Annotated in this window: 20 protein-coding genes; 10 read left to right on the top strand and 10 right to left on the bottom strand. The window is 62.6% G+C overall.

All coding sequences use genetic code 11. The annotated features are described in order from the left end of the window. Window position 1 precedes the first annotated feature (1 nt). The 6 genes from ACCO56_RS09190 to ACCO56_RS09215 form a co-directional block, all read right to left on the bottom strand. Window positions 2-1,126: an alpha-hydroxy acid oxidase gene (locus ACCO56_RS09190; protein ID WP_433639918.1), complete on the bottom strand. Its 1,125-nt coding sequence runs from the start codon at window positions 1,124-1,126 to the stop codon at window positions 2-4. Between the two features lie 9 nt (window positions 1,127-1,135). Continuing rightward, window positions 1,136-2,629 carry a tripartite tricarboxylate transporter permease gene (locus ACCO56_RS09195; protein WP_433639921.1) on the bottom strand — a complete coding sequence of 498 codons (1,494 nt, stop codon included), beginning with the start codon at window positions 2,627-2,629 and terminating at the stop codon, window positions 1,136-1,138. A gap of 10 nt (window positions 2,630-2,639) precedes the next feature. Then, window positions 2,640-3,137, bottom strand: a complete 498-nt coding sequence (locus tag ACCO56_RS09200; protein ID WP_433639923.1) for a tripartite tricarboxylate transporter TctB family protein — start codon at window positions 3,135-3,137, stop codon at window positions 2,640-2,642. An 87-nt stretch (window positions 3,138-3,224) separates the two neighbouring features. Beyond that, complete coding sequence (locus tag ACCO56_RS09205; protein WP_433639925.1) at window positions 3,225-4,220, bottom strand: Bug family tripartite tricarboxylate transporter substrate binding protein; 996 nt, start codon at window positions 4,218-4,220, stop codon at window positions 3,225-3,227. A 53-nt stretch (window positions 4,221-4,273) separates the two neighbouring features. Then, window positions 4,274-5,443, bottom strand: a complete 1,170-nt coding sequence (locus ACCO56_RS09210) for a mandelate racemase/muconate lactonizing enzyme family protein (RefSeq protein ID WP_433639928.1) — start codon at window positions 5,441-5,443, stop codon at window positions 4,274-4,276. Between the two features lie 84 nt (window positions 5,444-5,527). Beyond that, on the bottom strand, window positions 5,528-7,216 hold the full coding sequence (locus ACCO56_RS09215) for a thiamine pyrophosphate-requiring protein (protein ID WP_433640850.1): 1,689 nt from the start codon (window positions 7,214-7,216) through the stop codon (window positions 5,528-5,530). 204 nt (window positions 7,217-7,420) lie between these two features. Between ACCO56_RS09215 and ACCO56_RS09220 the strand changes: the two genes are divergently transcribed. Both ACCO56_RS09220 and ACCO56_RS09225 read left to right on the top strand, forming a co-directional pair. Next, window positions 7,421-8,212, top strand: coding sequence for an IclR family transcriptional regulator (locus ACCO56_RS09220; RefSeq protein WP_433639929.1), 792 nt, complete (start codon window positions 7,421-7,423; stop codon window positions 8,210-8,212). A 32-nt stretch (window positions 8,213-8,244) separates the two neighbouring features. Beyond that, complete coding sequence (locus tag ACCO56_RS09225) at window positions 8,245-9,690, top strand: aldehyde dehydrogenase (RefSeq protein ID WP_433639932.1); 1,446 nt, start codon at window positions 8,245-8,247, stop codon at window positions 9,688-9,690. Between the two features lie 456 nt (window positions 9,691-10,146). On the opposite strand, the gene ACCO56_RS09230 is transcribed toward ACCO56_RS09225, so the two are convergent. After that, window positions 10,147-12,168, bottom strand: coding sequence for a VTT domain-containing protein (locus ACCO56_RS09230; protein ID WP_433639934.1), 2,022 nt, complete (start codon window positions 12,166-12,168; stop codon window positions 10,147-10,149). Between the two features lie 236 nt (window positions 12,169-12,404). Here ACCO56_RS09230 and ACCO56_RS09235 point away from each other — a divergent pair, with 236 nt between their 5' ends. After that, complete coding sequence (locus ACCO56_RS09235; protein WP_433639936.1) at window positions 12,405-13,178, top strand: sensor histidine kinase; 774 nt, start codon at window positions 12,405-12,407, stop codon at window positions 13,176-13,178. Window positions 13,179-13,424: 246 nt separating this feature from the next. On the opposite strand, the gene ACCO56_RS09240 is transcribed toward ACCO56_RS09235, so the two are convergent. Beyond that, window positions 13,425-14,207 carry a hypothetical protein gene (locus ACCO56_RS09240; protein ID WP_433639937.1) on the bottom strand — a complete coding sequence of 261 codons (783 nt, stop codon included), beginning with the start codon at window positions 14,205-14,207 and terminating at the stop codon, window positions 13,425-13,427. A gap of 574 nt (window positions 14,208-14,781) precedes the next feature. Here ACCO56_RS09240 and ACCO56_RS09245 point away from each other — a divergent pair. Together ACCO56_RS09245 and ACCO56_RS09250 are read left to right on the top strand one after the other, a co-directional pair. Next, window positions 14,782-15,096, top strand: coding sequence for a DUF3302 domain-containing protein (locus ACCO56_RS09245; RefSeq protein WP_433639939.1), 315 nt, complete (start codon window positions 14,782-14,784; stop codon window positions 15,094-15,096). Further along, entirely contained in the window at window positions 15,093-16,235 is a 1,143-nt protein-coding gene (locus tag ACCO56_RS09250) for an HlyD family secretion protein (RefSeq protein ID WP_433639941.1), read from the top strand. Before ACCO56_RS09245 ends, ACCO56_RS09250 begins: the two co-directional genes overlap by 4 nt. A 274-nt stretch (window positions 16,236-16,509) precedes the next feature. Here the strand turns inward: ACCO56_RS09250 and hemN are convergent, their stop codons facing one another. Then, on the bottom strand, window positions 16,510-17,859 hold the full coding sequence (gene hemN, locus ACCO56_RS09255; protein WP_433639944.1) for an oxygen-independent coproporphyrinogen III oxidase: 1,350 nt from the start codon (window positions 17,857-17,859) through the stop codon (window positions 16,510-16,512). Window positions 17,860-18,003: 144 nt separating this feature from the next. Between hemN and ACCO56_RS09260 the strand changes: the two genes are divergently transcribed. Next, window positions 18,004-18,732: a Crp/Fnr family transcriptional regulator gene (locus ACCO56_RS09260; protein WP_433639946.1), complete on the top strand. Its 729-nt coding sequence runs from the start codon at window positions 18,004-18,006 to the stop codon at window positions 18,730-18,732. 9 nt (window positions 18,733-18,741) lie between these two features. Here ACCO56_RS09260 and ACCO56_RS09265 read toward each other — a convergent pair whose 3' ends face one another. Then, window positions 18,742-19,224, bottom strand: coding sequence for a hemerythrin domain-containing protein (locus ACCO56_RS09265; protein ID WP_433639948.1), 483 nt, complete (start codon window positions 19,222-19,224; stop codon window positions 18,742-18,744). A 182-nt stretch (window positions 19,225-19,406) separates the two neighbouring features. On the opposite strand from ACCO56_RS09265, the gene ccoN reads away from it, so the two are divergent. Genes ccoN through ccoP form a run of 4 tightly spaced genes read left to right on the top strand, consistent with a single transcriptional unit; the run spans window position 19,407 to window position 22,792 of the window. Then, the gene (ccoN, locus tag ACCO56_RS09270; RefSeq protein WP_433639950.1) at window positions 19,407-21,023 is read left to right on the top strand and encodes a cytochrome-c oxidase, cbb3-type subunit I; all 1,617 of its coding nucleotides are present in this window, start codon (window positions 19,407-19,409) and stop codon (window positions 21,021-21,023) included. Window positions 21,024-21,033: 10 nt separating this feature from the next. After that, window positions 21,034-21,765: a cytochrome-c oxidase, cbb3-type subunit II gene (ccoO, locus tag ACCO56_RS09275; RefSeq protein WP_433639953.1), complete on the top strand. Its 732-nt coding sequence runs from the start codon at window positions 21,034-21,036 to the stop codon at window positions 21,763-21,765. 11 nt (window positions 21,766-21,776) lie between these two features. Continuing rightward, window positions 21,777-21,926, top strand: a complete 150-nt coding sequence (locus tag ACCO56_RS09280; protein ID WP_433639956.1) for a cbb3-type cytochrome oxidase subunit 3 — start codon at window positions 21,777-21,779, stop codon at window positions 21,924-21,926. 2 nt (window positions 21,927-21,928) lie between these two features. Next, window positions 21,929-22,792: a cytochrome-c oxidase, cbb3-type subunit III gene (gene ccoP / locus ACCO56_RS09285; RefSeq protein ID WP_433639959.1), complete on the top strand. Its 864-nt coding sequence runs from the start codon at window positions 21,929-21,931 to the stop codon at window positions 22,790-22,792. Window positions 22,793-22,801: the final 9 nt, after the last annotated feature.

A 22,801-nucleotide genomic window follows, 5' to 3' on the forward strand; every position in this document is an offset into this window, starting at 1 on the left:
GTCAGCTCAAGGACTTGAGCGCCTCCACGCTGGTCGCTCCGAGCTGCGCCATCACGTTGTCCAGCTCCTGGGTCAGAGTACGGATGACGAGCCTGGGCCCCTTCTCCGCGCCACAGGCGGCGACGCTGAAGACGAAGGGACGGCCGACAAAGACGAAATCCGCGCCCCGTCCGAGAGCCTTGGCGATATCTTCGCCCGATCGGATGCCACCGTCGATCATCACGGGATAGCCAGCTCCCACCGCGGCCCGGATTGCAGGCAGCATCGAGATCGGCGCCGGGGCCGCGTCGAGCTGGCGTCCACCATGATTGGAAACGACAATGCCGTCCGCGCCGACTTGCCTGAGCCGGAGCGCGTCTTCCGGATTGAGCACGCCCTTGACGATCATCCTGCCCGACCAGCGCCGGCGGATCGCCGCCAGAAGTTCCCAGTTCAGACGGGCGGAACTCTGCCCGGCCATCAACGCGGCCAGCGATTGAGTGCTGGACCCCTTCTCGGCGTAACGCTCGAGATTTGCAAATCGCGGGGCGCCGTGGCGTAGAACCGCCAGACACCAGCGCGGGTGCATGGCCAGATTGACCATGCTCTTCGCTGTCAGTTTCAGCGGCAAGGTGAAGCCGTTGCGAAGATCGCGAACGCGCTTGCCCGGAGCCGGCACGTCGACGGTGACGACAAGGGTGTTCAGGCCGGCTTGCTCGGCGCGATCAAGCAGGTTGTCGACGATTTGCTGATCCTTGCCGACATAGATCTGGAACCAGCTGTCCGGATTGGCCCGGGCGATATCCTCGATCGAGGTCGTTGCCGCCGTGGAAAGAATGTAAGGAATACGCGCCTTGCCGGCGGCCCGCGCCAGCGCGACGTCCGTTCCCGGCCAGGAAAGGCCGGCCAGGCCGATCGGCGGAATGCCGAAGGGCGCGGAATAGGATGCGCCGAGAAGCTCGGTCTCCGTCGAACGGACCTCCGCCCCCGCCAAGACGCGCGGCATGAGAAGCAAGTCGGAAAAGGCGATTTCCGACCGCCGGCTGGAGGATTCGCGGCCGGCCGCACCGTCCACGAAATCGAAGGCAAGCTTCGGCAGGCGCCGTCGTGCGGCGTCGCGGACGTCGTCGAGAGTATAGACGCTCATCGATCCGCCTCATGCCGCGCGACGTTTGCGGCGCATCCATCCGATCGCCGGAGAGACGAGCAGGATGAGCGCAGCCGTCGTGATGGTGGCGGCCAGCGGATTCGACCAGAAGACCAGCAGCGACCCGTCCGAGAGCAGCATGGACTGGCGGAACGCGTCCTCCGCCTTATCGCCGAGGATCATGGCCAGCACCAGCGGCGCCAGCGGATAGCTCAGCTTCTTCAAGAGGTAGCCGAGTACGCTGAAGATCAGGAGCAGCCAGAGATCGAACGAGGCCGACGCCACCGTGTACGCGCCCATGACGCAGACGATCACGATAACCGGCCCGATGATGGCGAAAGGCGCCTTTAGGATCGATGCGAAGAGCGGAACCGTTGTAAGCGCCAGGACGACGGCGACCACGTTGCCGAGATACATGGAGGCGATCAGGCCCCACACGAAATCCGGCTGTTCGATGAAGAGCATCGGTCCGGGCGTCAAGCCCCAGATCAACAGCCCCCCCATCATGACGGCTGCCGTGGCCGAACCCGGAATACCGAGCGCCAACATGGGCAGCATGGCGCTGCTACCGGCCGCATGGTCCGCCGTCTCGGGACTGATCACGCCCTCGGGCTCGCCGGCGCCGAACTTCTCGCGGTTGCGCGAGGCGCGCTTGGCGATGCCGTAGCTCATGAAGGAGGCCGCGGTCGGGCCGCCCGGCGTGATGCCCATCCAGCAACCGATGGCGATCGAACGCAAATAGGCGAGCCAGTAGCGCGGAAGCTTCAGGATCGTTGCAAAGACCACACGCGGGCTGATCCTGGAGGAGACGCCATCGAAGCGCAGGTCTTCTTCCATGGTGAGCAGCAACTCGCCGATGCCGAACAAGCCTATCACAGCCACGAGGAAGGAGATGCCACGCATCAGGTCCTCAATGCCATAGGTGAGGCGAAGCGAACCGGACACGGTATCCATGCCGACCGTCGCGCAGGCGAGTCCGATGGCGATGGACAGAACTGTCTTGGCGGGCGACGAGCCGCCCAGGCCGACGAAGCTCGCGAACGCCAGGAGGTAGACGGCAAAGAACTCGACCGGCGAGAAGCGCAATGCGAATTGGGCTACCCAGCTCGCGACCAGCGTAATCACGATGACGCCGGCAAGCGCCCCGACGCCGGCCGAGCAGAAAGCGTAGGTGAGCGCCTCGGCCGCCCTGCCCTGCTTGGCCATGGGATGGCCGTCGAACGTGGTGGCCACTGAAGACGGCTCGCCCGGAATGTTGAACAGGATCGAGGTCGTCGAGCCGCCGAACAGCGCGCCCCAATACATGCTGGTGAGGAGGATGATCGCCGAGATCGGCTCCATCGTGAAGGTCAGCGGAAGGAGCAGAGTCACGCCGTTGGGGGCGCCAAGTCCGGGAAGCACGCCGACGAGGATGCCGAGCAGGACGCCAGCCAGCATCAGGACGATGTGGTAGCCCGACAGCGCCACGCCGAAGCCATGCATGAGATATTCGATATTGCCCATGGCAAGGACCTCAATAGATGCCGAGCGCGGCTTCCAGCGGACCCTTCAGCAGGGGCATCTGGAAGCACCATTCGAACAGCACGAAAAACGCAAGCGATACGGCGATGCTGAGCGCGGCCGAGCGCAGGACACCGTATTTGCCCTGCAGCCACATCACGGCGAAGAGATAGAGAGCCGACCCGACATAAAGTCCGAGCACGACCGAGAGGATCACATAGGCCACGATCGGCAGAAAGAAAAACGCGATGCGTGAAAGCTGCCTGCGTGTCACGAAGCACTCGTTACGGTCGGCCTTGAACCAGGCTTCGACAAGAACGCCGAGGCCTGCCAGGACGATTACGCCGCCGACATAGAAGGGAAAGTAACCGGCCTCGGGACCGGACGCGTCCCAGCCGATATTGTTCTCCAGCGCGCCCCCCATGACGATCGCGCCTGCCAGAATGGCGATCAATGCAAGGGAAAGCTCCGCCGTGCGGCGGCTGAGGAGCGGACGATCATCCGGTTGCATGGCCTGCCTCTTCGATGGATGGGACGGAAACGGAAGCGCCGGCCGCGCCTGTGGAGGGCAAGCACGGCCGGCGCTTCGAGCTTGGGGTTAGTTCACCCGCCAGTTCTCGCGTTCGAAGATGCGGTTGGACGCATCCGCATCTGTCTTGATGAGCGTGTCGAGCTTCTCGCCGGTGGCGAAGAGGTCTACCTGCGCGGTGTTCTCGAGGAAAGTCTTCCATTCCTCGGTCTCGCGCACCTTGCCGAGCAGATCCGTATAGAATGCTTTCTGGTCGTCGGTCAGCTTGCCCGCGGCGAAGATCGTGCGCGGCAGGATGTAGTCCTCGATCGGCAGGCCCTGCGAAGCGCATGTCGGGATGTCGGAGAGCGCCATGTCACCGGCAACCTTGCGTTCGTCCGGGATCGGACGGGAAGCAAAGACGCACAGCGCGCGCACGGCACCCGACTTCCACTGGCCGAGATTTTCGCTCGGATTGTTGGTGTTGGCGTCGAGGTGACCGCCTGCGAGCTGCACGGCGGCTTCGTTGCCGCTCTTGAAGGGAACGTAGGTGAACTGGCTGCCGCTCGCCTCGTTGATCAACACCGTGAGAATGTGGTCACCGTCCTTCGACTGGGTGCCGCCCATCTTCAGCGGCTTCTCTTTCGCCGCGGCAAGCAACTCGCCAACGGTCTTGTAAGGTGAATCCTTCGGCACCCAGAGAATGAACTCGTCGCCGGCCATCGCCGCAACGGGCGTCAAATCGTCCATGGTGTAGGCGACCTTCGCCTTCATCGGCAGGAGCCAGGCATTGTTGTTGCCGAACATCAGCTTGTTCGGATCGTTGCCTGCGGCCTTGCCGGCGAGGAAGGCTTCGGCGCCGGCGCCACCACCCTTGTTGGTGACGATGATCGGCACGTCGGCCAGCTCGTATTTCTGGACGATCGACTGGATCGTCCTGGCGAACTGGTCCGTGCCGCCGCCGGGGCCCGCCGAGACGATCAGCTCGATCGGCTTTTGGGGCTTCCATTCCGCGTGGGCAGAGGCGACCGGCAGCAGGGCGGACATCAGGCCCGCGGCGATCGCCGATTTCACGATACTCTTCATGTTGGGTATTTCCTCCACTTATGGGGGTGGTGTTGGCGGTTACCGGCCGCGCGTCATCCTTTGCCTTTGCCGAACGATGTCGGCAGGCGCCCGATGTCGCGAAGTCCGTCTTGATCGAGCTCGAAGCCGAGGCCGGGGGCCTCGGGGAGCACGAGCTGGTCGCCGCTGCGCTGCGGCAAGGATTTGAACAGTTGCTGGCACATGGAGACTGAAACCAGGTGCCATTCCACAAGCCCGCCATTCGCCATGCCGGCATGCAGATGCATGTTGTGGAACGGGAAAGCCCCGCCATTGTCGATGGTTATGCCGTGGGCCTGGGCAAGCGCTGCTGCCTTCATGCCGCCCGTATAGCCGCCGCCGATGCAGACATTGGGCTGAAGGATGTCGACCGCACCCGCCACCAGCATGTCGCGATAACGGAAGAGCTGCCCCTCATTCTGACCGGCTGCCACCGGCATCGAAGCCTGCCGGCGGAACTCGGCGAGGCCGGGAATGTCGTTGCCCTTCAGCGGCTCCTCGAAGAAGGAGACGTTGCAGTCCGCGATCGCCCGGGCGAGACGCAGCGCGTGATAGGCGTCCAGGCTGCAATTCGCGTCAATGAAGATCTCGACTTCATCGCCGACAGCTTCTCGCACCGCGCGGACGCGGCGGATATCTTCCTCGATGACGCTCTCCAGCGGGCGCGGCTCGTCCCGGCGGGCAAGCGCATGCTGGCCGACCACCATCTTGAGCCGGCGATGCCCCGCTCCAGCCAGGTGACGCGCTGCGGCCGCCAGTTCGTCGCGGTCGAGCGCTCCGAAGCCGAAAGTCGTATAGGTGGTCACTTCCCGCCTCGCGCCGCCGATCAGCCGCCACACCGGCTGGTTCAGCCGCTTGCCGGCAAGATCCCAAAGGGCGATATCGATTGCTGAGATGGCGTGGCTGGCATAGCCGGTCTGGCCACGCGGCGTAAGCAGCCAATAGAGCATCTCGGAGATGCCTTCGCGCGACAGTGCGTCCCGCCCCTTGAGGTTGGGCGCCACGACTTCGTTGATTGCGGCTGCCACGATCTCCTCGTCGGTGATGGCGGTAAAGCCGTGTCCCGCCAAGCCGTCGGCGGTCTCGAGCTCAACGACGAGGCCGGAGAGCTTTGCCGGCTTCGAAATCGGGCCGATTTCCAGGGTGCAGGGAACGTAGACCGGCGTCGCCAGTACCTTCGTGATTGCGTTTTCCTTAACCGACAATTCTCTCTCCTGGGCGCGCCTCAAGTCCGGGCATCTTGCGATCGCCGCTGCGCGACTGTTCCCGATGTGCAGATGGGTGGATGATTATGGTCGAACGCGTATCTCGACCAATGCGTGGGTCTTCTTCGTTTCGATGTGGTCGATCGCGGCGGCCAGGGTCGCTTCGAGGTCCTCGCCATTCTCCACGACAGCTGCCCAGGCGCGGCTCGCGCTTGCAACGGCAGTGAAATCGGGCGTCGGCGAAAGCGATGTGAGCGGCATGCGATTCGTCTTTGCGGCGTAGCCGCCGGGGTAGATGCCCAGCACCGACTGGCGCACGGCTCCCCATTCGGCATTGTTCAGCACGAGGACGAGGAGCGGCAGCTCAAGCGCCTCGGCGATCTGATGGCACGCGACGGGATTGGAAAAGATGTAGGACCCGTCTCCCATGGTGGCGACGATCAGGCGCTTGCGGTCGGCAAGCTGCATGCCGAGCGCAGCCGGAAAACACCAGCCCAGCCCGCCGGAATGCGGCTCCTGATACCAGCTTCCCGGGCGGTCGAGAGACAGCGGCATCAGCGGGCATCCGAGCTCGGAGAATACCGTCGCGTCCTTGCCGGCAATGGCTTGGGACAGCTTGAGACTGACGAAGTCCTTCGTCATCGAGGGGCCGCCGCCCGCCTGCGCGGTTTCCAGCGTGCGGGCCCGCATCGCGCGGAGCTTGGGCTTAAGACTTGCTGCCCGAGCATCTATCGCGGTTTGGCGGGTCGCGAGGTGCGGTCCCATCGCGCCGCGCAGGCTCACGAGCGTCTCGCCGACGTCGCCGACCAGCGAAATATCCGACTGGAAATTGCGGATCGGAAAACGAGCATAAAGCGGATCGCGTCCGACATGGACGATCTTGCAGCCAGCCGCCGGGCGATGGATGTCCGGAGACCAGGGCGCGATGGCGTCGATGACGAGGATCGCGTCCGCCTCCTCGACCCAAGGCGCCGGATCGGCGCCGGCCGACATCGGATGGTCGGTCGGAAAACCGAGCTGGATCGCCCAATATTGCAGGACGGGGATGCCCCAGTCCTCGGCGATGGCCTGGAGCGCGGCAAAGCCGTCTGCATTGCCGCAGCCTCGTTGCACGATGATCAGCGGGCGCTCCGCGGCGGCGAGCACGGCGGCCGCCTCTTGCAGGCCGGACGGCGATGCGAAGGCGCGAGCCGGAGCGATCGATAGCGGACGCTCGAGCTCGCCTGTCGGGCATGGCTCACAAAGGACTTCTCGCGGAAGGCTTATATAGACCGGCCCGGGCGGCGTCGAGTTGGCGATCGCATAGGCACGGTCGACGATCTCCAGGATCTGCTCGGGCTCGCGCAGTTCGTAGTCCCATTTCGATGCCTCGCGCACGAGCGCCGTCTGGTCGCGCATCTCCTGTCCCCAGCCGATCGGCACGGTGCGTGAGCCCAGCCGCCCCTTCTCGGTGGTCGGCGTCCTGCCGGAGAAAAGCAGGACAGGAATTTGTTCGGCTGCCGCGTTGATCGCGCCCATGGCGCAGTTCGCCAGGCCGACATTGGTGTGGGCGATCACGGCCTGCGAACGGCCGGTCGCGAGATAGTAGCCGTATGCCATGCCCATCGCCGCCGATTCGTGCGGCATCACCAAGGCTTCCGGCAGCGGAACCTGCTTCGCCTCCGCCTCCGCCAGCCCCTCGATGATCGGCGGAAAGTCTGTCCCGGAATTGGCGAAGATATAGTCGACCCCGATTGCCTTCAGCCGCGCGAGGAGGGCGCCGCCGGCGGTCATGTCCGCACGCTGAACTCCTGCCTGCTCCGCGCCGGACGTTTCCCGGCGAGCATCTCGTGCCGATTGCACCACCCGAACTCCTGATTTCAATATGTGAAATGCCAATTTCAAAAACATTGACACGATCGGAAAATGACGTCAACATCCGAAACGATGACGAACATGGTTTGCCCCCAATAACCTCCCACACGCGGCTGAAGGCAGATGACGACTCCGTTGAACGGTTCCGTGGTGAAAGCCTTCGGCATCCTGAACCTGTTTCATGCCTCCCGGGCGGAGATCACCGCCGGCTATGTCCAGCAGAATCTGGGCATGAACTTCATCACGGCGCACCGTTTCCTGAGAACGCTGGAGAGCGTGGGAGCGCTGGTCGCGGTCGACAAGGGGCGCTATCGGCTGGGCTACGCGCTGGTCGACCTGTCGCAGAAGGCGACGGAAGAGACAAACCTGGCAGCCATCCTGCAACCGCAACTCATCGGGGTGACAAAGGACATTCAGGAAGCGAGCATGGCGACAGGCTTCGATGGCCAGATGGTCGTCTGCATCGCAAAGGCAGCTTCGCCCCATCCGCTCTTCGTCGACATCCGCGTCGGCAGCAAGCTCGAGGCCTATTGCACTGCCCATGGCAAGCTCTGGCTTGCTTTCATGGACGAGGCCAAGCTCGATCAATACCTCGATGCGGTCGTGCTGAAGCAGGCGACGCCGGCGTCGATCGTGGACCGCGACAAGCTTCTTGACGAACTGCGCGAGGTCCGCAGGACCAAGACAGCCTACAACTACGAAGAAAGGGATGCCGGGATCGTTGCAGTCGCTGTTCCGGTCCTGGGACGGACGGGAAAGCTGATCTGCGGCCTCTCCGTCTTCGGACCGCCGCACCGTCTGAATGAAGCGACGCTCTCGACCGCCGCCGATCGATTGCGATCGGCGGCTCAAGCCGTCATCAGCGGGCTTTACGGCTCCCCATCCCCGGATATCCGGGCGGCGGATGCCGACTGATGCAACCAAAATCGTGAGGAATGGAGAATAACTTGGATATCGGATTGCTGATCGGCGGCGGAAGCGCGCGGCCGGAGGATAGAGAGACTTTTGAGCGCAACGATCCGGTGACCGGCGATGTCGCTACCCGGGCGGTGGCCGGACGCAAGGCCGATGTCGACGCCGCCGTGGCGGCTGCGGCGCGCGCCTTCGAAAGCTGGTCCGAAACGGGCCCGAACGCCCGGCGAGCCATCCTCAACAAGGCCGCCGACCTCATGGAGGCGCGAGCGGAAGAGTTCATCAAAGTCGCCATGGCCGAGACCGGCGCCACCGCGCCGTGGATCGGGTTCAACGTCAAGCTGGGCGCCGGCATTCTGCGCGAGGCGGCCGCCATGACGACCCAGATCAAGGGCGAGGTCATCCCCTCGGACAAGCCGGGTTCGCTTGCCATGGCGCTGCGCCAGCCCGTCGGCGTCATCGTCGGCATGGCACCCTGGAACGCGCCGGTGATCCTGGGCGTGCGCGCCGTCGCCATGCCGATCGCGGCGGGTAACACGGTGGTGCTCAAGGCATCGGAAATGTGCCCGCACACCCATCTGATGATCGGGGAGGTCCTACGCGAAGCCGGCGTGCCTGACGGCGTCATCAACGTCGTCACGCATGCCGCAAAGGACGCGCCGGAAGTAGTCGCGGCGCTGGTCGAGCATCCGCAGGTCAAGCGGATCAACTTCACGGGATCGACGAAGGTAGGCAAGATCATCGCAAAGCTCGCGGCGGAGCATCTGAAGCCCGTCCTGCTCGAACTCGGCGGCAAGGCGCCGCTGCTCGTCCTCGATGACGCCGACATCGAAGCCGCCGTCAATGCCGCGGCCTTCGGCGCCTTCATGAACCAGGGCCAGATCTGCATGTCGACCGAGCGCATCATAGTCGACGAGAAGGTCGCCGACGCCTTTGTCGCGGCCTTTGCAGCCAAGGCCAAGGCGCTGCCTCATGGCAACCCGCGCGATCATGTCGTGCTGGGCTCGGTGATCTCCCGCTCGACCGTGGACCGCGTGAACGAACTCGTGGAGGACGCGGTAAAGAAGGGCGCCGTCGTTGTGGCCGGCGGCCCGGCCGAGGGCACGATCATGCCGGCGACGGTTGTCGACAAGGTCACGCCGGAGATGAACCTCTTCTACGATGAATCCTTCGGACCCGTCGTCTGTGTCGTACGCGCACGCGATACGGAACATGCCATCGCGCTCGCCAACGACACTCAGTATGGCCTTTCCTCGGCCGTGTTCGGCCAGGATGTGCGCCGCGCCATGGCAGTGGCCCGCCGGATCGAAGCCGGCATCTGCCATATCAACGGCCCGACGGTCGGCGACGAGGCGCAGATGCCGTTTGGCGGTGTGAAAGCGAGCGGCTACGGCCGCTTCGGCGGCAATGCCGGCATCGCCGAGTTCACGGAGCTGCGCTGGGTAACGATCGAAGACCCCAAGCAGCACTATCCGTTCTAGGATCGTCAATGGCTTGCGACCCGCGGCATTGGCCGCGGGTCGCGCTATGTCTTGGGCACGAACACTTTTCCCGGCATTTCGAAATACCGCACCAAGAAAACGAAAGAAAATCGCAGCAAAATCGAAAGAAAATAAAAAGCCCACCCAAAAAGATATTTATTTCGGTGCGAAATTTCATCGTTCCGATTGTATTTGCCGCAATTCATGTCATCATAAGTAGTAGCTGTGAGGGTCGTATGGAGGGATAACAGTCCGGACATACGGAAGCGGCCCCCATCTTCCGCAGAGACCCTCACGGCCGCCACCTGTACAAGATCACCGGAGCGCCCTGGGTATAGGCGTGTCATCTATGATGGAACCATCCTAGGCAAAAGACATCGCTCGACTTGAGATAACTCGCCCTGCCGCGCTCGCCCCTTGTTACTCCCCCGCGGCGGGGCTTTTTTTGCGCTCCGATCAAGGTTCTCGGTTGCGATGACGGACAAGCAGGACCTGCCCGTCCCAATCGGCGCCCACCTCGCTGCGCACCACCAGGCGCTGCTCCGTAGCAGCGCTCGCAAGCGCCATGCGTGGTCCATCGACATCCGACTGAACCCGCGCGAGCGTCACCATCGAGAAAGGATGCGTAAACCGCTCCTCGAGTACCGATCCTATCCAGAGCGGGGAGGCCTGTCCGTTTGCCAGCCTGAGATCGACCTCCCAGAGCCTAAGCACCAGGCGCGACCCGGCTTCGCCGTCCCGAACCATGCTCAAGCCCGGTAAACGTCCGCCGGCAAACAAGGGTGCCACAGGCAACACCTGCGGATCGGGCGTCGGGGTCAACCACGACAGGGCCGAAATCGCGGTCCAAGCCGGAGCTATGCGCCAGCCCAGCGGCGCCAGTGCATCCTCCACGTCGTGGAGGCTTCCGGCCCATTGCACGGTCAACGGTTCCCTCGTGCTGCCGGTAAGATCGACACGTCGTGCCGGCAGTTGCCGCCAGTCGGAAGTCCACCATTCCTCCGCAGCGATTGTCGGGACCGTACGCTCGACCGCGTAACGCTTGGTGTCCTTCGCATGGTTGGCGTATATGTTGAGCCCGCCGGCAAGGACGAGGGCCGCGCAGCCGACCGCGAGCAGCCTGCCCGACCTGAAAGGTTCCGCGGGACGTCTCAGGTAGAAGAGCGCAAGCAACGCGATCCAGGCCGAACCGAAGGCCAGGCCACCGGCCGCGTCGGAGAACCAGTGGGCGCCGAGATAGAGTCGGGAAAAGGCTATGAGGAGTGCAAGGCTGGCAAAAACAAGGATGATGGGGAGCCGCCAGATCGGCGCGATGCCTCGCACGACCAGGAAGGTGAAGAAACCATACAGCACCCAGTTGACCGTGCTGTGACCGCTCGGAAACGAAAAGGCGCTCCATCCGGTATAGTGCAGTTCGACCGGTCTCGCCCGATGGAGCGCGACTTTGATCGCAGTATTGATGGCCGAGGCCCCAGCGACCGCTGCAAGCCAGTACGAAGCGCTACGCCAAGCACGCTTCCACGCGAACCAGAGGAAGACGATGAATGTAACCGCGACGACGACCGTCGTGTCGCCAAGTTCTGTAATGGCGATCATGATCGCGTCGCCCGGGGGCGAGCGCAGTTCCTGAAGGGCAAGATAAATCGCATTGTCGATGAGGACCAGCGGATCGCCCCTAACCACGTCCCGCAGTATCGCGGTGAAAAGCCAGGCGGCGCCGACGACCACGATCAGGAGTGCCGCGAGCACCCTTGTCTCCCGCCGGTCTGGATCGAGCAGGCCCGCTAAAATGCGGCTTGCCGGATTATCGCGGGCAGCGGCCCAGTCCCTGACCCGCTCCGCGCCCCCCGCGAGCAGAGGCATTCCCCGGCGCCATGCATGTCGAACCACCCAGAGCGCCAGCCAACCCGTGACGACCACGACCACGACGAGAATGGCGAGGGGTTTCGCAGCAGCCCCGAGGATACCGATCGTTGCGCCGACGAGCATGCCCGGGATGACATGAGCCGGAGCCCAGACCAGCGCTGAAGCGATATTCACGACATAAAAGCGAGCGGCCCGCATGCCAAGCACCCCGGCCAGCAGTGGAATGAGCGCACGCACACCGGGCGTGAAACGGGCCAGGAAAACACTCCAGTCGCCGTGCCGGGCGAAGAAGGCCTCGCTACGCTTGACCAGATCCGGATAGCTGCTGATCGGCCAGACACCGAGGATCTGGCGCTGGTATCGTCGCCCCAACCAGAATGCGACGCCGTCGCCGATGATCGCGCCGGTCGTCGCGGCGGCCAGCAGCGGCCACAGCACGAGGACGCCGCTGGGCGTCAGGGCGCTGAGGGCGACGATGACAGCCGAACCGGGGATCAGGACGCCGACGACGGGGATTGCTTCGGAAACGGCGAGCAGGAAAACCACAAGATAGGCGACATGAGGATACGCCGTGAGGAAATCGACAATCAAGGTGAGCAGCGAGGTCATCATGCCGGGATGCATATAGATCGTGCCGATGAATCGGTCGATGCAATACCACTGATACTGACGGAAGATGATCCTCGCTCGGCGGCGAGACGCTTGCAGTAACCGCCGTCAGTCCTCTGGTCGGATAAGCGGCAACCGCGACCTGGATTCGAGCGGGGCAGATTTGGCCGGCGGCGATTCGCCGGGTCTGGATTGAAGGCAACCCGATGACAGACTATCGTGGGCGCCAGAGGCGATGGATGAGCAAGCCGCACGACGAAATTTCTGCGAGAGATGCGGAATTTGTGCAAGAGCTCGCCCGCTTGCGGGCGCTGCTCCGGCAGGCAGACACCGACGCTCTGGATGTTGCCGCCGACCGTGCAACGGAAATTCGGCTGCATGCCAAGGAAATGAAGAAAGAACGCGCGCGAACATTGGCCGCCAAAGCCGAGACCAGTGAAGTGCGGCATCGGTTGAAGAACAACCTTGCTGTCGTCCAGGCGATCGCCAACGCAACGCTCCGCTCCGGCCTTTCCATCGAGGAAGCTCGGACCGCGTTTAACGCCCGCCTCGAAGCCTATGCTCGTGCTCAGGAGGTTCTTATCGACTCCGGCTGGTCAGGCGCCGATCTATCGACGCTCGTCGGAGAGGTTCTTGGCCCCTACGTAGAATCCCATGCGCGCCGATTCCGGACTACCGGTCCTGCGCTTACCCTTGGCTCCAGACAGGCATTCGCGCTCGCGCTCGCGATGAATGAGCTTGCGACCAATGCGGCAAAGTATGGCGCATTTTCGGATGATGATGGGCACGTCGAATTGACATGGACGCTGGAACCTGGGCCCGGTGGTGAAGAGTTCCGGCTGCTGTGGCAAGAACGGAACGGGCCAGATGTCGCGCCCCCCAGCCGTAAGGGGTTCGGGACGCGATTGATCGAAGACAATCTCGCCGCGGAAATCAACGGGTCAGTCAAGCTCGACTACGCGCCGCATGGGGTGAGTTGCGTAGTATTTGCGCCAAGGGACGCATTAGGCTGAACACCACCTTTCCGGCATCCTTGCTGCGGCGAAGTGCGTCGATTTTTCCCGCTCTCCACCTCAAAATGATATGCAACTGTCGCGGACATAAATGCCATCACGCAAAGGAGCAAACAGTCGGCCATTGGTCGAGATAAGGCTGCTTTTGCACGGCAGTGTTCCCCATTGCCATTTCAAACTTGAGAATACCCGGTGCTGCTTTTACCCAATTCAATGGCGCTCGCCGAAGCTTTGGCAACTGCAGCCTCATCTACCGATCGAGAACTGAAAGTTCACACCGGCGAAGATCTGCCACTCCGGCTGGCCTGAGCCATGGCTGAAGACGGAGTATTGCGGTTCGATGAAGGCGTTCATCGTCACCTTGTCGTTGATCGGGATGACCTTGCCGATGCCGAAGCCGATCGGGATCGAATAGTCGCCACCCTCGATGTCGAAATTCCAGATCGCGGTGGAACGAAGATAGAAGCCGTCGAAAAGATTGAAGTTAACGATCGGCTGGAGGGTCACCAATGACACATCCTCTCGGTCGTCGTCCCCCGCGAAGGAGGCCTGATAGGTCACCAAACCGCCGAGGAGGCCCCAACGCTGAGGGGCGATCACCACTCCCGCCGCACCTGCCTGCCATTTGCCGGCTCCAAGCAAGTCATCGGTCGCGGTCGGCGCGACCAGCAATGGACCGGCTGCGAAGGTGGTTGCGCCTACCTTTGGGAAAACGAACATATCCATCAGGGTCAGGTCGCCCAGCCCTGTCATATAGCCATTCGGTAATTCCGGCGCAGTGGCGATCGGAAGCGTGAACCTGAATAGTTGCGGTACGCCAAAAAGGTCAGACGGAATGAGGCCACGCAATAGGAGTTGATTGGCTCGTCGACCGTCGAGATCGGTCAGTTCCGGCACGTAATAGTTGTGGAGGTTGATCGTGACCTTAGGCGTCAGTGGGTTGTTCGCTTCATTAATCGCGTTGTGGTCCTGGGCCCGGGCGGGCGATGCGAGACCAATTAACAACGACGACGCCACAAAGAGCGCCAATGCAGCCCGCCACAGTGGCAAACCTTATTTGCTTAACAACGGCAAGGCTATCTTTAAATTCAAAGTCCTGCCGCGTCCTATCGCCGGCTATTTCGGACAGGCCGTTAGATAAGATAGCGCATTCCTAGACGTCGTTGGGGCTAAAGCCCTTCAGGCGTAGCGGCCTATTGCTCGACCGCCGCAGCGGCTCCCGGAACACGCGGACTTCAACAGGGCGAACGACCCGCCACGCCCGAAGATTACGATCTACTTTCAACTACTCCCGAAGTTATCCGGCGGCGCAAATCCGAATCCGACGACAGCTTTGCCAGAGACCACCACCATGATAGCCTGCCGGGATCGTTATATGAGGTTTCTCGCGCCACAGCTCGCGGAATTGAATACGCAAACTGGTGCATTCGGCTCGACCACCGGTTTACCGGTGCGGCCCGGTAGCAGTCCGAGACGAACGCGCGTCGTTGGTTCAGTAGACGGTTTTCGATACGACCGTTCGATGCCCTCTCACCAATACAAATAAGACGGCTGAAGACTACCACGACCGCGGCACTTCCTGAGTTCAACCTATGAGGCAGAGATGGTCCTCAGCTACATTGCGCTTGCACTGCTCATTTTCATCGTTGTCGTTTTGGCTTACGGCCTGATTGCCATCCACGACATACCCTACCAGATCGCCAGATCGCGTGATCATCCACATCAGGATGCCATCGAAGCAGCAGGATGGGTGAGCTTGTTCACGCTTCACGCCATTTGGCCGTTGCTATGGATCTGGGCGATGATGTACCGGCCCGATCGCGGCTGGGGCATGGGGTCAGGAGCTGGCGAGAGGCTCGAGAGCCGAATCGCGGAACTTGAGAAGCAGGTTTTCCCGAGTAAGGGAGCGGATAAATGACAACGCTCCTTCTCCTCATTTACCTCTCCGCTTGCATCGTGGTGTTCCGCGTTTTCAGGGTGCGGCTTAACAAATGGACGGTGACGACGGCTGCGGTCGCAGGCCTGTTCATCGTCGGCGGCATTTTGATTATGATGAATTACAATCATCCGTTTACAACGGAAGCCCGTCTCTATTTCTACGCCACTCCCATTACGCCCTCCGTCAATGGCGAGGTCATCGAAGTGCCCGTGGCACCCAATGTTCCTGTCAGGAAAGGGGACGTCCTCTTCAGGCTCGATCCTCGACCATTCGAGTATGCGGTCGCGCAACGAAAGGCAGCGCTTGCGGAGGCGAAGCAGGAAGTCCTGGAGCGCAAGGCGGCTTTGAAGGCGGCAACCGCGCTCGTTGCCCAATCCCAAGCATCCCGGGACCAGGCCAAGGATGAATACCAGCGCTACGCTGACGCGGACCTGCGCGGCGGTCGGGCGGCACCCTTCTCCGAAGCACAGGTCGAGAATCGGCGGCAAGTGTATCTAAGCGCGGAGGCTGCCCTTGCCACTGCGATTGCCCAGGAAGATCAGGCACGCCTAGCAGCCACCTCGGAGATCGATGGAACCGACACCAACGTCGCCGAGCTGGAAGCACAGCTTCAACGCGCGGCGTTCGAACTGGAGCAGAGTGTATACCGGGCTCCGACCGATGGCTATGCGACCCAGATATTCCTGCGGCCCGGGATGCGGGCGGTCAACTTGCCGCTAGTGCCGATCATGACTTTCGTGCACTCCGACCGGTATGTTTTTGCGGCCGCTTTCAAACAGGCGGCGCTTCAGCGGGTCGCACCGGGAGACCTGGCGGAAATCTCCTTTGCGGCCATACCGGGACGGGTCTTCCACGGAAAGGTCGACAGGATCCTTCAGGCGATGGCCGAAGGGCAGCTGGAGCCATCGGGCAGACTGATGTCGCCGCCCGAGAACATCCCTCCGGGGCGCTTTCTCGCCGTCATCGATGTTGTCGATGATCTCTCGGCATTCCAGCTACCCGGCGGATCGACTGCAGAAGTCGCCGTCTACACCAACCATTGGAAGAGCTTCGCGGAAATCCGGAAAATTCTGATCCGGATGAGGGCGTGGCTGAACTATGCCACATTCGACCGATGAGGCGGTTCACTGCGCGGCATCGACACGGGCGACCCCGGGCAGGTCGCTCCCTCGCCCGCTGGCCGCTGCTTCGACACGCGCCTCGCGTTGGCCGGAGCGAAGCTCCCGGACCGTGTAGGTCTTGTGCTCGTCTGCGGCGGTCGCGCTCCTTGAATACCGTGACTGCGGCAAAGAGCCACCTTCTCCATGTTACCAGCCCCTCCACTGCAAAGCTCCATATGAGCTCGAAGCGGTCGTAAAAGCCCGCCCAGCCAATCCGTCTGACCTAACCTACCTAGACCGCAGCGGAATGCCGTCCAGCGCCAGTCTGCAGATAGCGGTCGAAGGCAGCGGCGATGCTGCGCACGAAAAGGCGGCCGCGTTCCGTCACGGCGTAGCGGTTTCCCCGCCGCTCGAAGAGTCCGTCGCTGTCGGAAGCAGCCAGATGGTCCGCCTCGTCCAGGATGGGACTGGCAGCTTCGCCGAACCTCGTCAGAAGTTCGCAGCGCGAAAAAGCGAGATCGCACATCAGCCGCTCGATCACCCAGGATCTCACACGATCGGCGGCCGTAAGCTCGATGCCGCGGACGGTTGCCAGCCCCTCCGACAAGACGCGACGCTCATAGTCGGCGGCGGCAGGCGCGTTCTGGACATAGCCCTGAGGCAACTGGCTGACCGAGGATGCTCCGAGCCCGATCAGCGCATCCGCACGATCGCAGGTATAGCCCTGGAAATTGCGCCGCAGCCAGCGCTCCCGGCTGGCAAGCGCCATCGCGTCGGAAGGCCTGGCGAAATGGTCGAGGCCGATCGCTTCGTAGCCCGCCGAGGAAATCAGCGAGGCTGCCCGGCCGAACTGGCGGAAGCGTTCGACGGGGTCGGGAAGCACCGCCTCGTCTATCATGGCCTGGTGTTTCTTCATCCAGGGCACGTGGGCGTAGCCGAACAGGGCAAGACGGTCCGGCGCGAGCGCCAAGGCCTGTTCCGCCGTGGATGCGACGCTAACCTCGGTCTGGTGGGGAAGGCCATAGAGAAGATCGAGATTGACCGACCTCGCCCCGCGCCTGCGCACCGCCTCGACCACGGTCCGCGTATCCTCGAAGCTCTGCTCCCGGTTTATCGCCTTCTGCACCCTGGGATCGAAATCCTGCACGCCCAGGCTCGCGCGGCTCAAGCCAATCGCCGCAAGCGCGTCGAAGCGAGCTTCGTCCATGTCATTGGCGTCGATCTCGACGGCGATCTCGGCATCGGGCAGGAAGCGGAAACGGCTGCGCAGATGTTCATCGACTGCGATAAGGTCGCGCGGTTCCAGCATCGTGGGCGAGCCCCCTCCGTAATGTACGGCTCCGACACGTGCCCTGCCGTCCAGCACGGTCGCGACCGTCTCGATCTCGGAATGAAGCGCTTCGAGATACCGCAACAGAGGGGCGTATTGGCGCACCTGCTTTGTGTTGCAGGCGCAAAACCAGCAGAGTCTGTCGCAGAACGGAACGTGGATATAGAGCGAGACCGTCGCGTCCGGGTCAAGCGCGGCCAGCCAGCCGCGATGGATACCGGCGGAAATACCGGCATGGAAGTGCGGAGCTGTCGGGTAGCTGGTGTAGCGCGGCGCCGGCGTCGCGTATTTCCTGATGAGATCCTCGTCCATTGCGAAGCTCCTTTTCGCTTCAGCGATAGAGCAAGGCGGCCAAGGTGCCTTGACTTCGATCAAGCGGCGGCGCGAGAGACAAAAAGCCGCTACTAAGCCGATAGGTGGGCCTGAACAAAGCGAGTAATGTGCCGGCCCATCACCATGACCATCCGCCAAGACATACACAACTCCGAAATCCCCGTCCTGTGCCAGTCCTGCGAGGCCCGGCATCGCGGCCTCTGCGGCGCTTTGGAGCCATCGCAACTCGTCGTGCTGGCCAAGCAGTCGTGGAAGCAGCAGGTCGAAACGGGCTCCGAACTGGTGGGCGACGCGGAGAAGGTCGCCAGCTATTCCAATGTGCTGTCCGGGGTCATCAAGCTCTCCAAGACCCTTGCCGACGGCCGCCAGCAGATCGTCGGCCTCCAGTTCGCGCCCGACTTCCTCGGTCGCCCTTTCAAGGCAGAAAGCGCGCTGAACGCCGAAGCGGCGACCGAAGTGTCGCTGTGTTCGTTCCCGAAAGCATCGATCGAGCGGATGATGAAGGAATCGCCCGAACTGGAGCATCGCCTGCTCGTGCAGACGCTGAAGGAACTCGATGAGGCGCGCGACTGGATGGTCACGCTCGGCCGCAAGACCGCGTCCGAAAAAGTCGCAAGCTTCCTTCTGCTGATTGCGCGCAACATCGACCCCGCTGGCCCGGCACCACAGAAGGAGGTGGTGTTCGATCTGCCTCTTACGCGTGCGGATATCGCCGATTTCCTCGGGCTGACCATCGAGACGGTGAGCAGGCAGATGACCATCCTGCGCAAGGACGGCGTGATCGCGATCGAAAACAACCGCCATGTCACCGTGCGCGACATGGAACGGCTGGGCCGGCGCGCTGGCGACTGATCTTCCCGCCTATCTCTCCCGCACGGCAATCACACCGACATAGTCCTCCTCGAAGGAGACATGGCGGCGCAAGGCGCCGAAGAAACCGCGCAGCATGAAGCCGAGCGCCTCGGCTCCAGAAACGGGCCTCTGCGTTCCGACCATCAGGAGGGCCTCGGCGACCTCTTCGCCATAACTCATATCCTCGCGATGCTCGGCCTTCAGCCGCTCGAAAGACGCCGCGATGGATGGACATCCGGACGAAAGCTCTTCGCAGTAAGGGAACACCACCTCCTCTTCGAAGCGCTGGGCGCTTTCCAGCAACGGCACGATAGCGCGGGCAACCGCCTCGCACTCGAAACGGCTGACATCCAAAGGCAATGAATCGGCAATCGCCTCCAGACGATCGCACATGGCAAGTTTCGTTGCATGCGCCTGCCGCAGCAACGACAAGGGATGGCCCGCCGAATGCCCGGCGTGATGGGTCCCGTCGCGGATTCCGATCCTCGTCAAAAGCTGCTCCTGCCCGAACCGCCCGAATAGTGGGAGGCCGCGGGTCCGAGCAACGCTAACCTGACATGGCGACCCCGCCTTGACCCAGATCAAGGACGGTAGTGCGGCCCGAAGACAGAAGCTGCTTGCGCGGAACCGGCCTTTCGATTCCGCCCAACGATTCTGCCGCTGGGGACTCGCACATGAAATACGGAGCCGAAATCGTCGGCGTAGGCCTTGCGGCCTTCTTTGCGCTGCTGGGAGCAGCCTTCGCCGCAGACGACCTCTTTCGCGCGCATATGTGGGTGCTGTTTTTCGCTCTGATCGCGGGAACGGTGCTTCTCATGCGCAACACCACCTTCGCCCATGCGGGCCAAAAGTTCGTGGAAGACTCCCCCTATATGGACGGCCCCATCCGCTACGGGACGGTCGCGACCGTGTTCTGGGGTGTCGTCGGTTTTCTCGTCGGCGTGATCGTGGCGCTCCAACTCGCCTACCCCGACCTCAATGTCGAACCGTGGTTCAGCTTCGGCCGGATGCGTCCGCTCCACACTTCGGCGGTGATCTTCGCCTTCGGTGGCAACGCGCTCATCGCTACGTCCCTCTACGTCGTGCAGCGCACGTCGCGGGCGAAGCTCTTCGGCGGCAATCTCGCCTGGTTCGTGTTCTGGGGCTATCAGCTCTTCATCATCATGGCGGCGACCGGCTACCTGCTCGGCATCACCCAGAGCCGCGAATATGCCGAGCCGGAATGGTATGTCGATCTGTGGCTGACGGTCGTCTGGGTCGCCTACCTCGTCGTTTTCCTTGGCACCATCCTCAAGCGCAAGGAACCGCACATCTACGTCGCCAACTGGTTCTATCTGTCCTTTATCGTAACCATCGCGATGCTGCACGTGGTGAACAACCTGGCGGTGCCTGCCTCCTTCCTCGGTACGAAGAGCTACTCCGCCTTCTCCGGCGTGCAGGACGCACTGACGCAATGGTGGTACGGCCACAACGCGGTGGGCTTCTTCCTGACAGCCGGCTTCCTGGGCATGATGTATTATTTCATCCCGAAGCAGGCCGAGCGTCCGGTCTATTCCTACCGGCTCTCGATCATCCATTTCTGGTCGCTGATCTTCCTCTACATCTGGGCCGGTCCGCACCACCTCCACTACACCGCCCTGCCCGACTGGGCGCAGACCCTGGGCATGGTGTTCTCCATCATGCTGTGGATGCCTTCCTGGGGCGGCATGATCAACGGACTGATGACGCTATCCGGCGCCTGGGACAAGATCCGCACGGACCCGATCATCCGCATGATGGTGGTGGCGGTCGCCTTCTACGGCATGTCGACTTTCGAAGGTCCGATGATGTCCATCAAGGCGGTCAACTCGCTGTCCCACTATACCGACTGGACGATCGGCCACGTGCATTCCGGCGCGCTGGGCTGGGTCGGGATGATCACCTTCGGCGCCGTCTACTTCCTGGTGCCGCGCCTGTGGGGCCGCGAGCGGCTCTATTCGGTGCGCATGGTGACTTGGCACTTCTGGCTGGCAACCCTCGGCATCGTCGTCTACGCGGCCGTGATGTGGGTGTCCGGCATCATGCAGGGCCTGATGTGGCGCGAGTACAACGAGCAGGGCTTCCTGGTCTACTCCTTCGCCGAAACCGTCGCGGCCATGCATCCCTACTACGTCATGCGCGCCTTCGGCGGCGCCCTCTATCTCTCAGGTGCGCTGATCATGGCCTTCAACGTCACCATGACCATCCTCGGCCACCAGCGCGACGAGGAGCCGGTAGCCGGCTCGATACCTGCGCTGCAGCCGGCTGAATAGGAGCCCACCAATGGCCTTGATGGACAAACACGCGATCCTGGAAAAGAACGCCACGCTGCTTCTGGCGGGATCTTTCCTCGTGGTGACGATCGGCGGGATCGTCGAGATCACACCGCTCTTCTATCTCGAGAACACGATCGAGAAGGTGGAAGGCATGCGGCCCTACTCGCCGCTCGAGCTTGCCGGCCGCAACATCTACATCCGCGAGGGTTGCTACAACTGCCACAGCCAGATGATCCGGCCGTTCCGCGACGAGGTGGAGCGCTACGGCCACTACAGCCTGGCCGCGGAGTCCATGTACGACCATCCGTTTCAATGGGGGTCGAAGAGGACAGGACCCGACCTCGCCCGCGTCGGCGACCGCTATTCCAACGAGTGGCACGTTCAGCACCTCATCGAGCCCCGGTCGGTGGTGCCGGAATCGATCATGCCGAGCTACGCGTTCCTTAAGGACACCTCGCTGTCGGTGAAGGACTTCTCCACCCAGCTCGTCGCCAATGTGAAGGTCGGCGTGCCCTACACCGAGGAGATGATCGCCAATGCCGACGCCGATCTGAAGGCCCAGGCCGACCCCAATGCCGATACGACGGATCTGCTCGCCCGATATCCCAAGGCGAAGGTCGGCGACTTCGACGGCAATCCGCAGGTGGTCACGGAGATGGATGCGCTGGTCGCCTACCTTCAGATGCTCGGCACGCTGGTCGATTTCTCGACCTATGACGAGGCCGCCGGCTACCGCTGAGGAGAACCACAATGGACTACCACACCCTGCGGGAATTCGCCGACAGCTGGGCTCTGCTGGGCATGACCCTGTTCTTCGTCGGCATCGCCTTCTTCGCCTTCCGGCCGGGAAGCCGGAAGACCGCCGACGAAGCTGCCCGCATTCCTTTCAAGGAAGATTGAGCATGAGCGAGAAACAAATCGACGAGGTCTCGGGCGTCGCCACGACCGGCCACGAATGGGACGGCATCAAGGAGCTCAACAACCCCTTGCCGCGCTGGTGGCTTTGGACCTTCTATGCCACAGTCGTCTGGGCGCTGGCCTACACGATAGCCTATCCCGCCTGGCCCATGCTGCGGACCGCGACGTCCGGCCTCCTCGGCTACTCGAGCCGGGCCGACATCAAGGCCGAACTGGCGGCCGCTGAAGCCGCGAAAGGCGATTACGTCGCCGCGATACAGTCCACGGATGTCGCCGGGATCATTGCCGACCCGGCCCTGCGCGAATTCGCTATCGCAGCGGGAGGCGCCGCATTCAAGGTCAATTGCGTGCAGTGCCACGGTTCCGGCGCGGAGGGGGCGAAGGGATATCCGAACCTCAACGACGACGAATGGCTATGGGGCGGCAGCCCCGAGCAGATCTACACCACGATCACCCATGGCGTTCGTTTCTCCGGGGATGATGATACCAGGACATCCGAGATGCCGGCTTTTGCCGACGTGCTCGATCCTTCCCAGATTGCGGAGGTCTCGGCCTATGTAGCGGGGCTGTCGGGTGGAGAAGCCGATGCGAAATTGGCGGAAGCCGGCCGCACGGTATTCGCCGAGAACTGCGTCGCCTGCCATGGCGACGACGCGAAGGGCAATCGCGAACTCGGCGCGCCGGATCTGACGGACGCGATTTCCCTCTACGGCTCGGACGCGGCGTCGGTCACACGGCAGGTCCGCGCCCCGCGGCATGGCGTGATGCCGGCATGGGGCTCGCGCCTCGGCGACATCACCGTCAAGGAGCTCGCCGTCTATGTCCATTCGTTGGGTGGCGGCGAATAAAGTGAACAT

It is taken from the genome of Mesorhizobium sp. 1B3 (genome assembly GCF_050958605.1).
Lineage (GTDB): Bacteria > Pseudomonadota > Alphaproteobacteria > Rhizobiales > Rhizobiaceae.

Bases quoted from the DNA above. Each gene is read 5' to 3' on its own strand.
- ccoO (WP_433639953.1), top strand. From the start codon at position 21,034: ATGGCCTTGATGGACAAACACGCGATCCTGGAAAAGAACGCCACGCTG.
- ACCO56_RS09205 (WP_433639925.1), bottom strand. From the start codon at position 4,220: ATGAAGAGTATCGTGAAATCGGCGATCGCCGCGGGCCTGATGTCCGCC.
- ACCO56_RS09280 (WP_433639956.1), top strand. From the start codon at position 21,777: ATGGACTACCACACCCTGCGGGAATTCGCCGACAGCTGGGCTCTGCTG.
- hemN (WP_433639944.1), bottom strand. From the start codon at position 17,859: ATGGACGAGGATCTCATCAGGAAATACGCGACGCCGGCGCCGCGCTAC.
- ACCO56_RS09215 (WP_433640850.1), bottom strand. From the start codon at position 7,216: ATGACCGCCGGCGGCGCCCTCCTCGCGCGGCTGAAGGCAATCGGGGTC.
- ACCO56_RS09250 (WP_433639941.1), top strand. From the start codon at position 15,093: ATGACAACGCTCCTTCTCCTCATTTACCTCTCCGCTTGCATCGTGGTG.
- ACCO56_RS09190 (WP_433639918.1), bottom strand. From the start codon at position 1,126: ATGAGCGTCTATACTCTCGACGACGTCCGCGACGCCGCACGACGGCGC.
- ACCO56_RS09245 (WP_433639939.1), top strand. From the start codon at position 14,782: ATGGTCCTCAGCTACATTGCGCTTGCACTGCTCATTTTCATCGTTGTC.
- ACCO56_RS09200 (WP_433639923.1), bottom strand. From the start codon at position 3,137: ATGCAACCGGATGATCGTCCGCTCCTCAGCCGCCGCACGGCGGAGCTT.
- ACCO56_RS09195 (WP_433639921.1), bottom strand. From the start codon at position 2,629: ATGGGCAATATCGAATATCTCATGCATGGCTTCGGCGTGGCGCTGTCG.
- ccoP (WP_433639959.1), top strand. From the start codon at position 21,929: ATGAGCGAGAAACAAATCGACGAGGTCTCGGGCGTCGCCACGACCGGC.
- ACCO56_RS09220 (WP_433639929.1), top strand. From the start codon at position 7,421: ATGACGACTCCGTTGAACGGTTCCGTGGTGAAAGCCTTCGGCATCCTG.
- ACCO56_RS09260 (WP_433639946.1), top strand. From the start codon at position 18,004: ATGACCATCCGCCAAGACATACACAACTCCGAAATCCCCGTCCTGTGC.
- ACCO56_RS09235 (WP_433639936.1), top strand. From the start codon at position 12,405: ATGAGCAAGCCGCACGACGAAATTTCTGCGAGAGATGCGGAATTTGTG.
- ccoN (WP_433639950.1), top strand. From the start codon at position 19,407: ATGAAATACGGAGCCGAAATCGTCGGCGTAGGCCTTGCGGCCTTCTTT.
- ACCO56_RS09230 (WP_433639934.1), bottom strand. From the start codon at position 12,168: ATGATGACCTCGCTGCTCACCTTGATTGTCGATTTCCTCACGGCGTAT.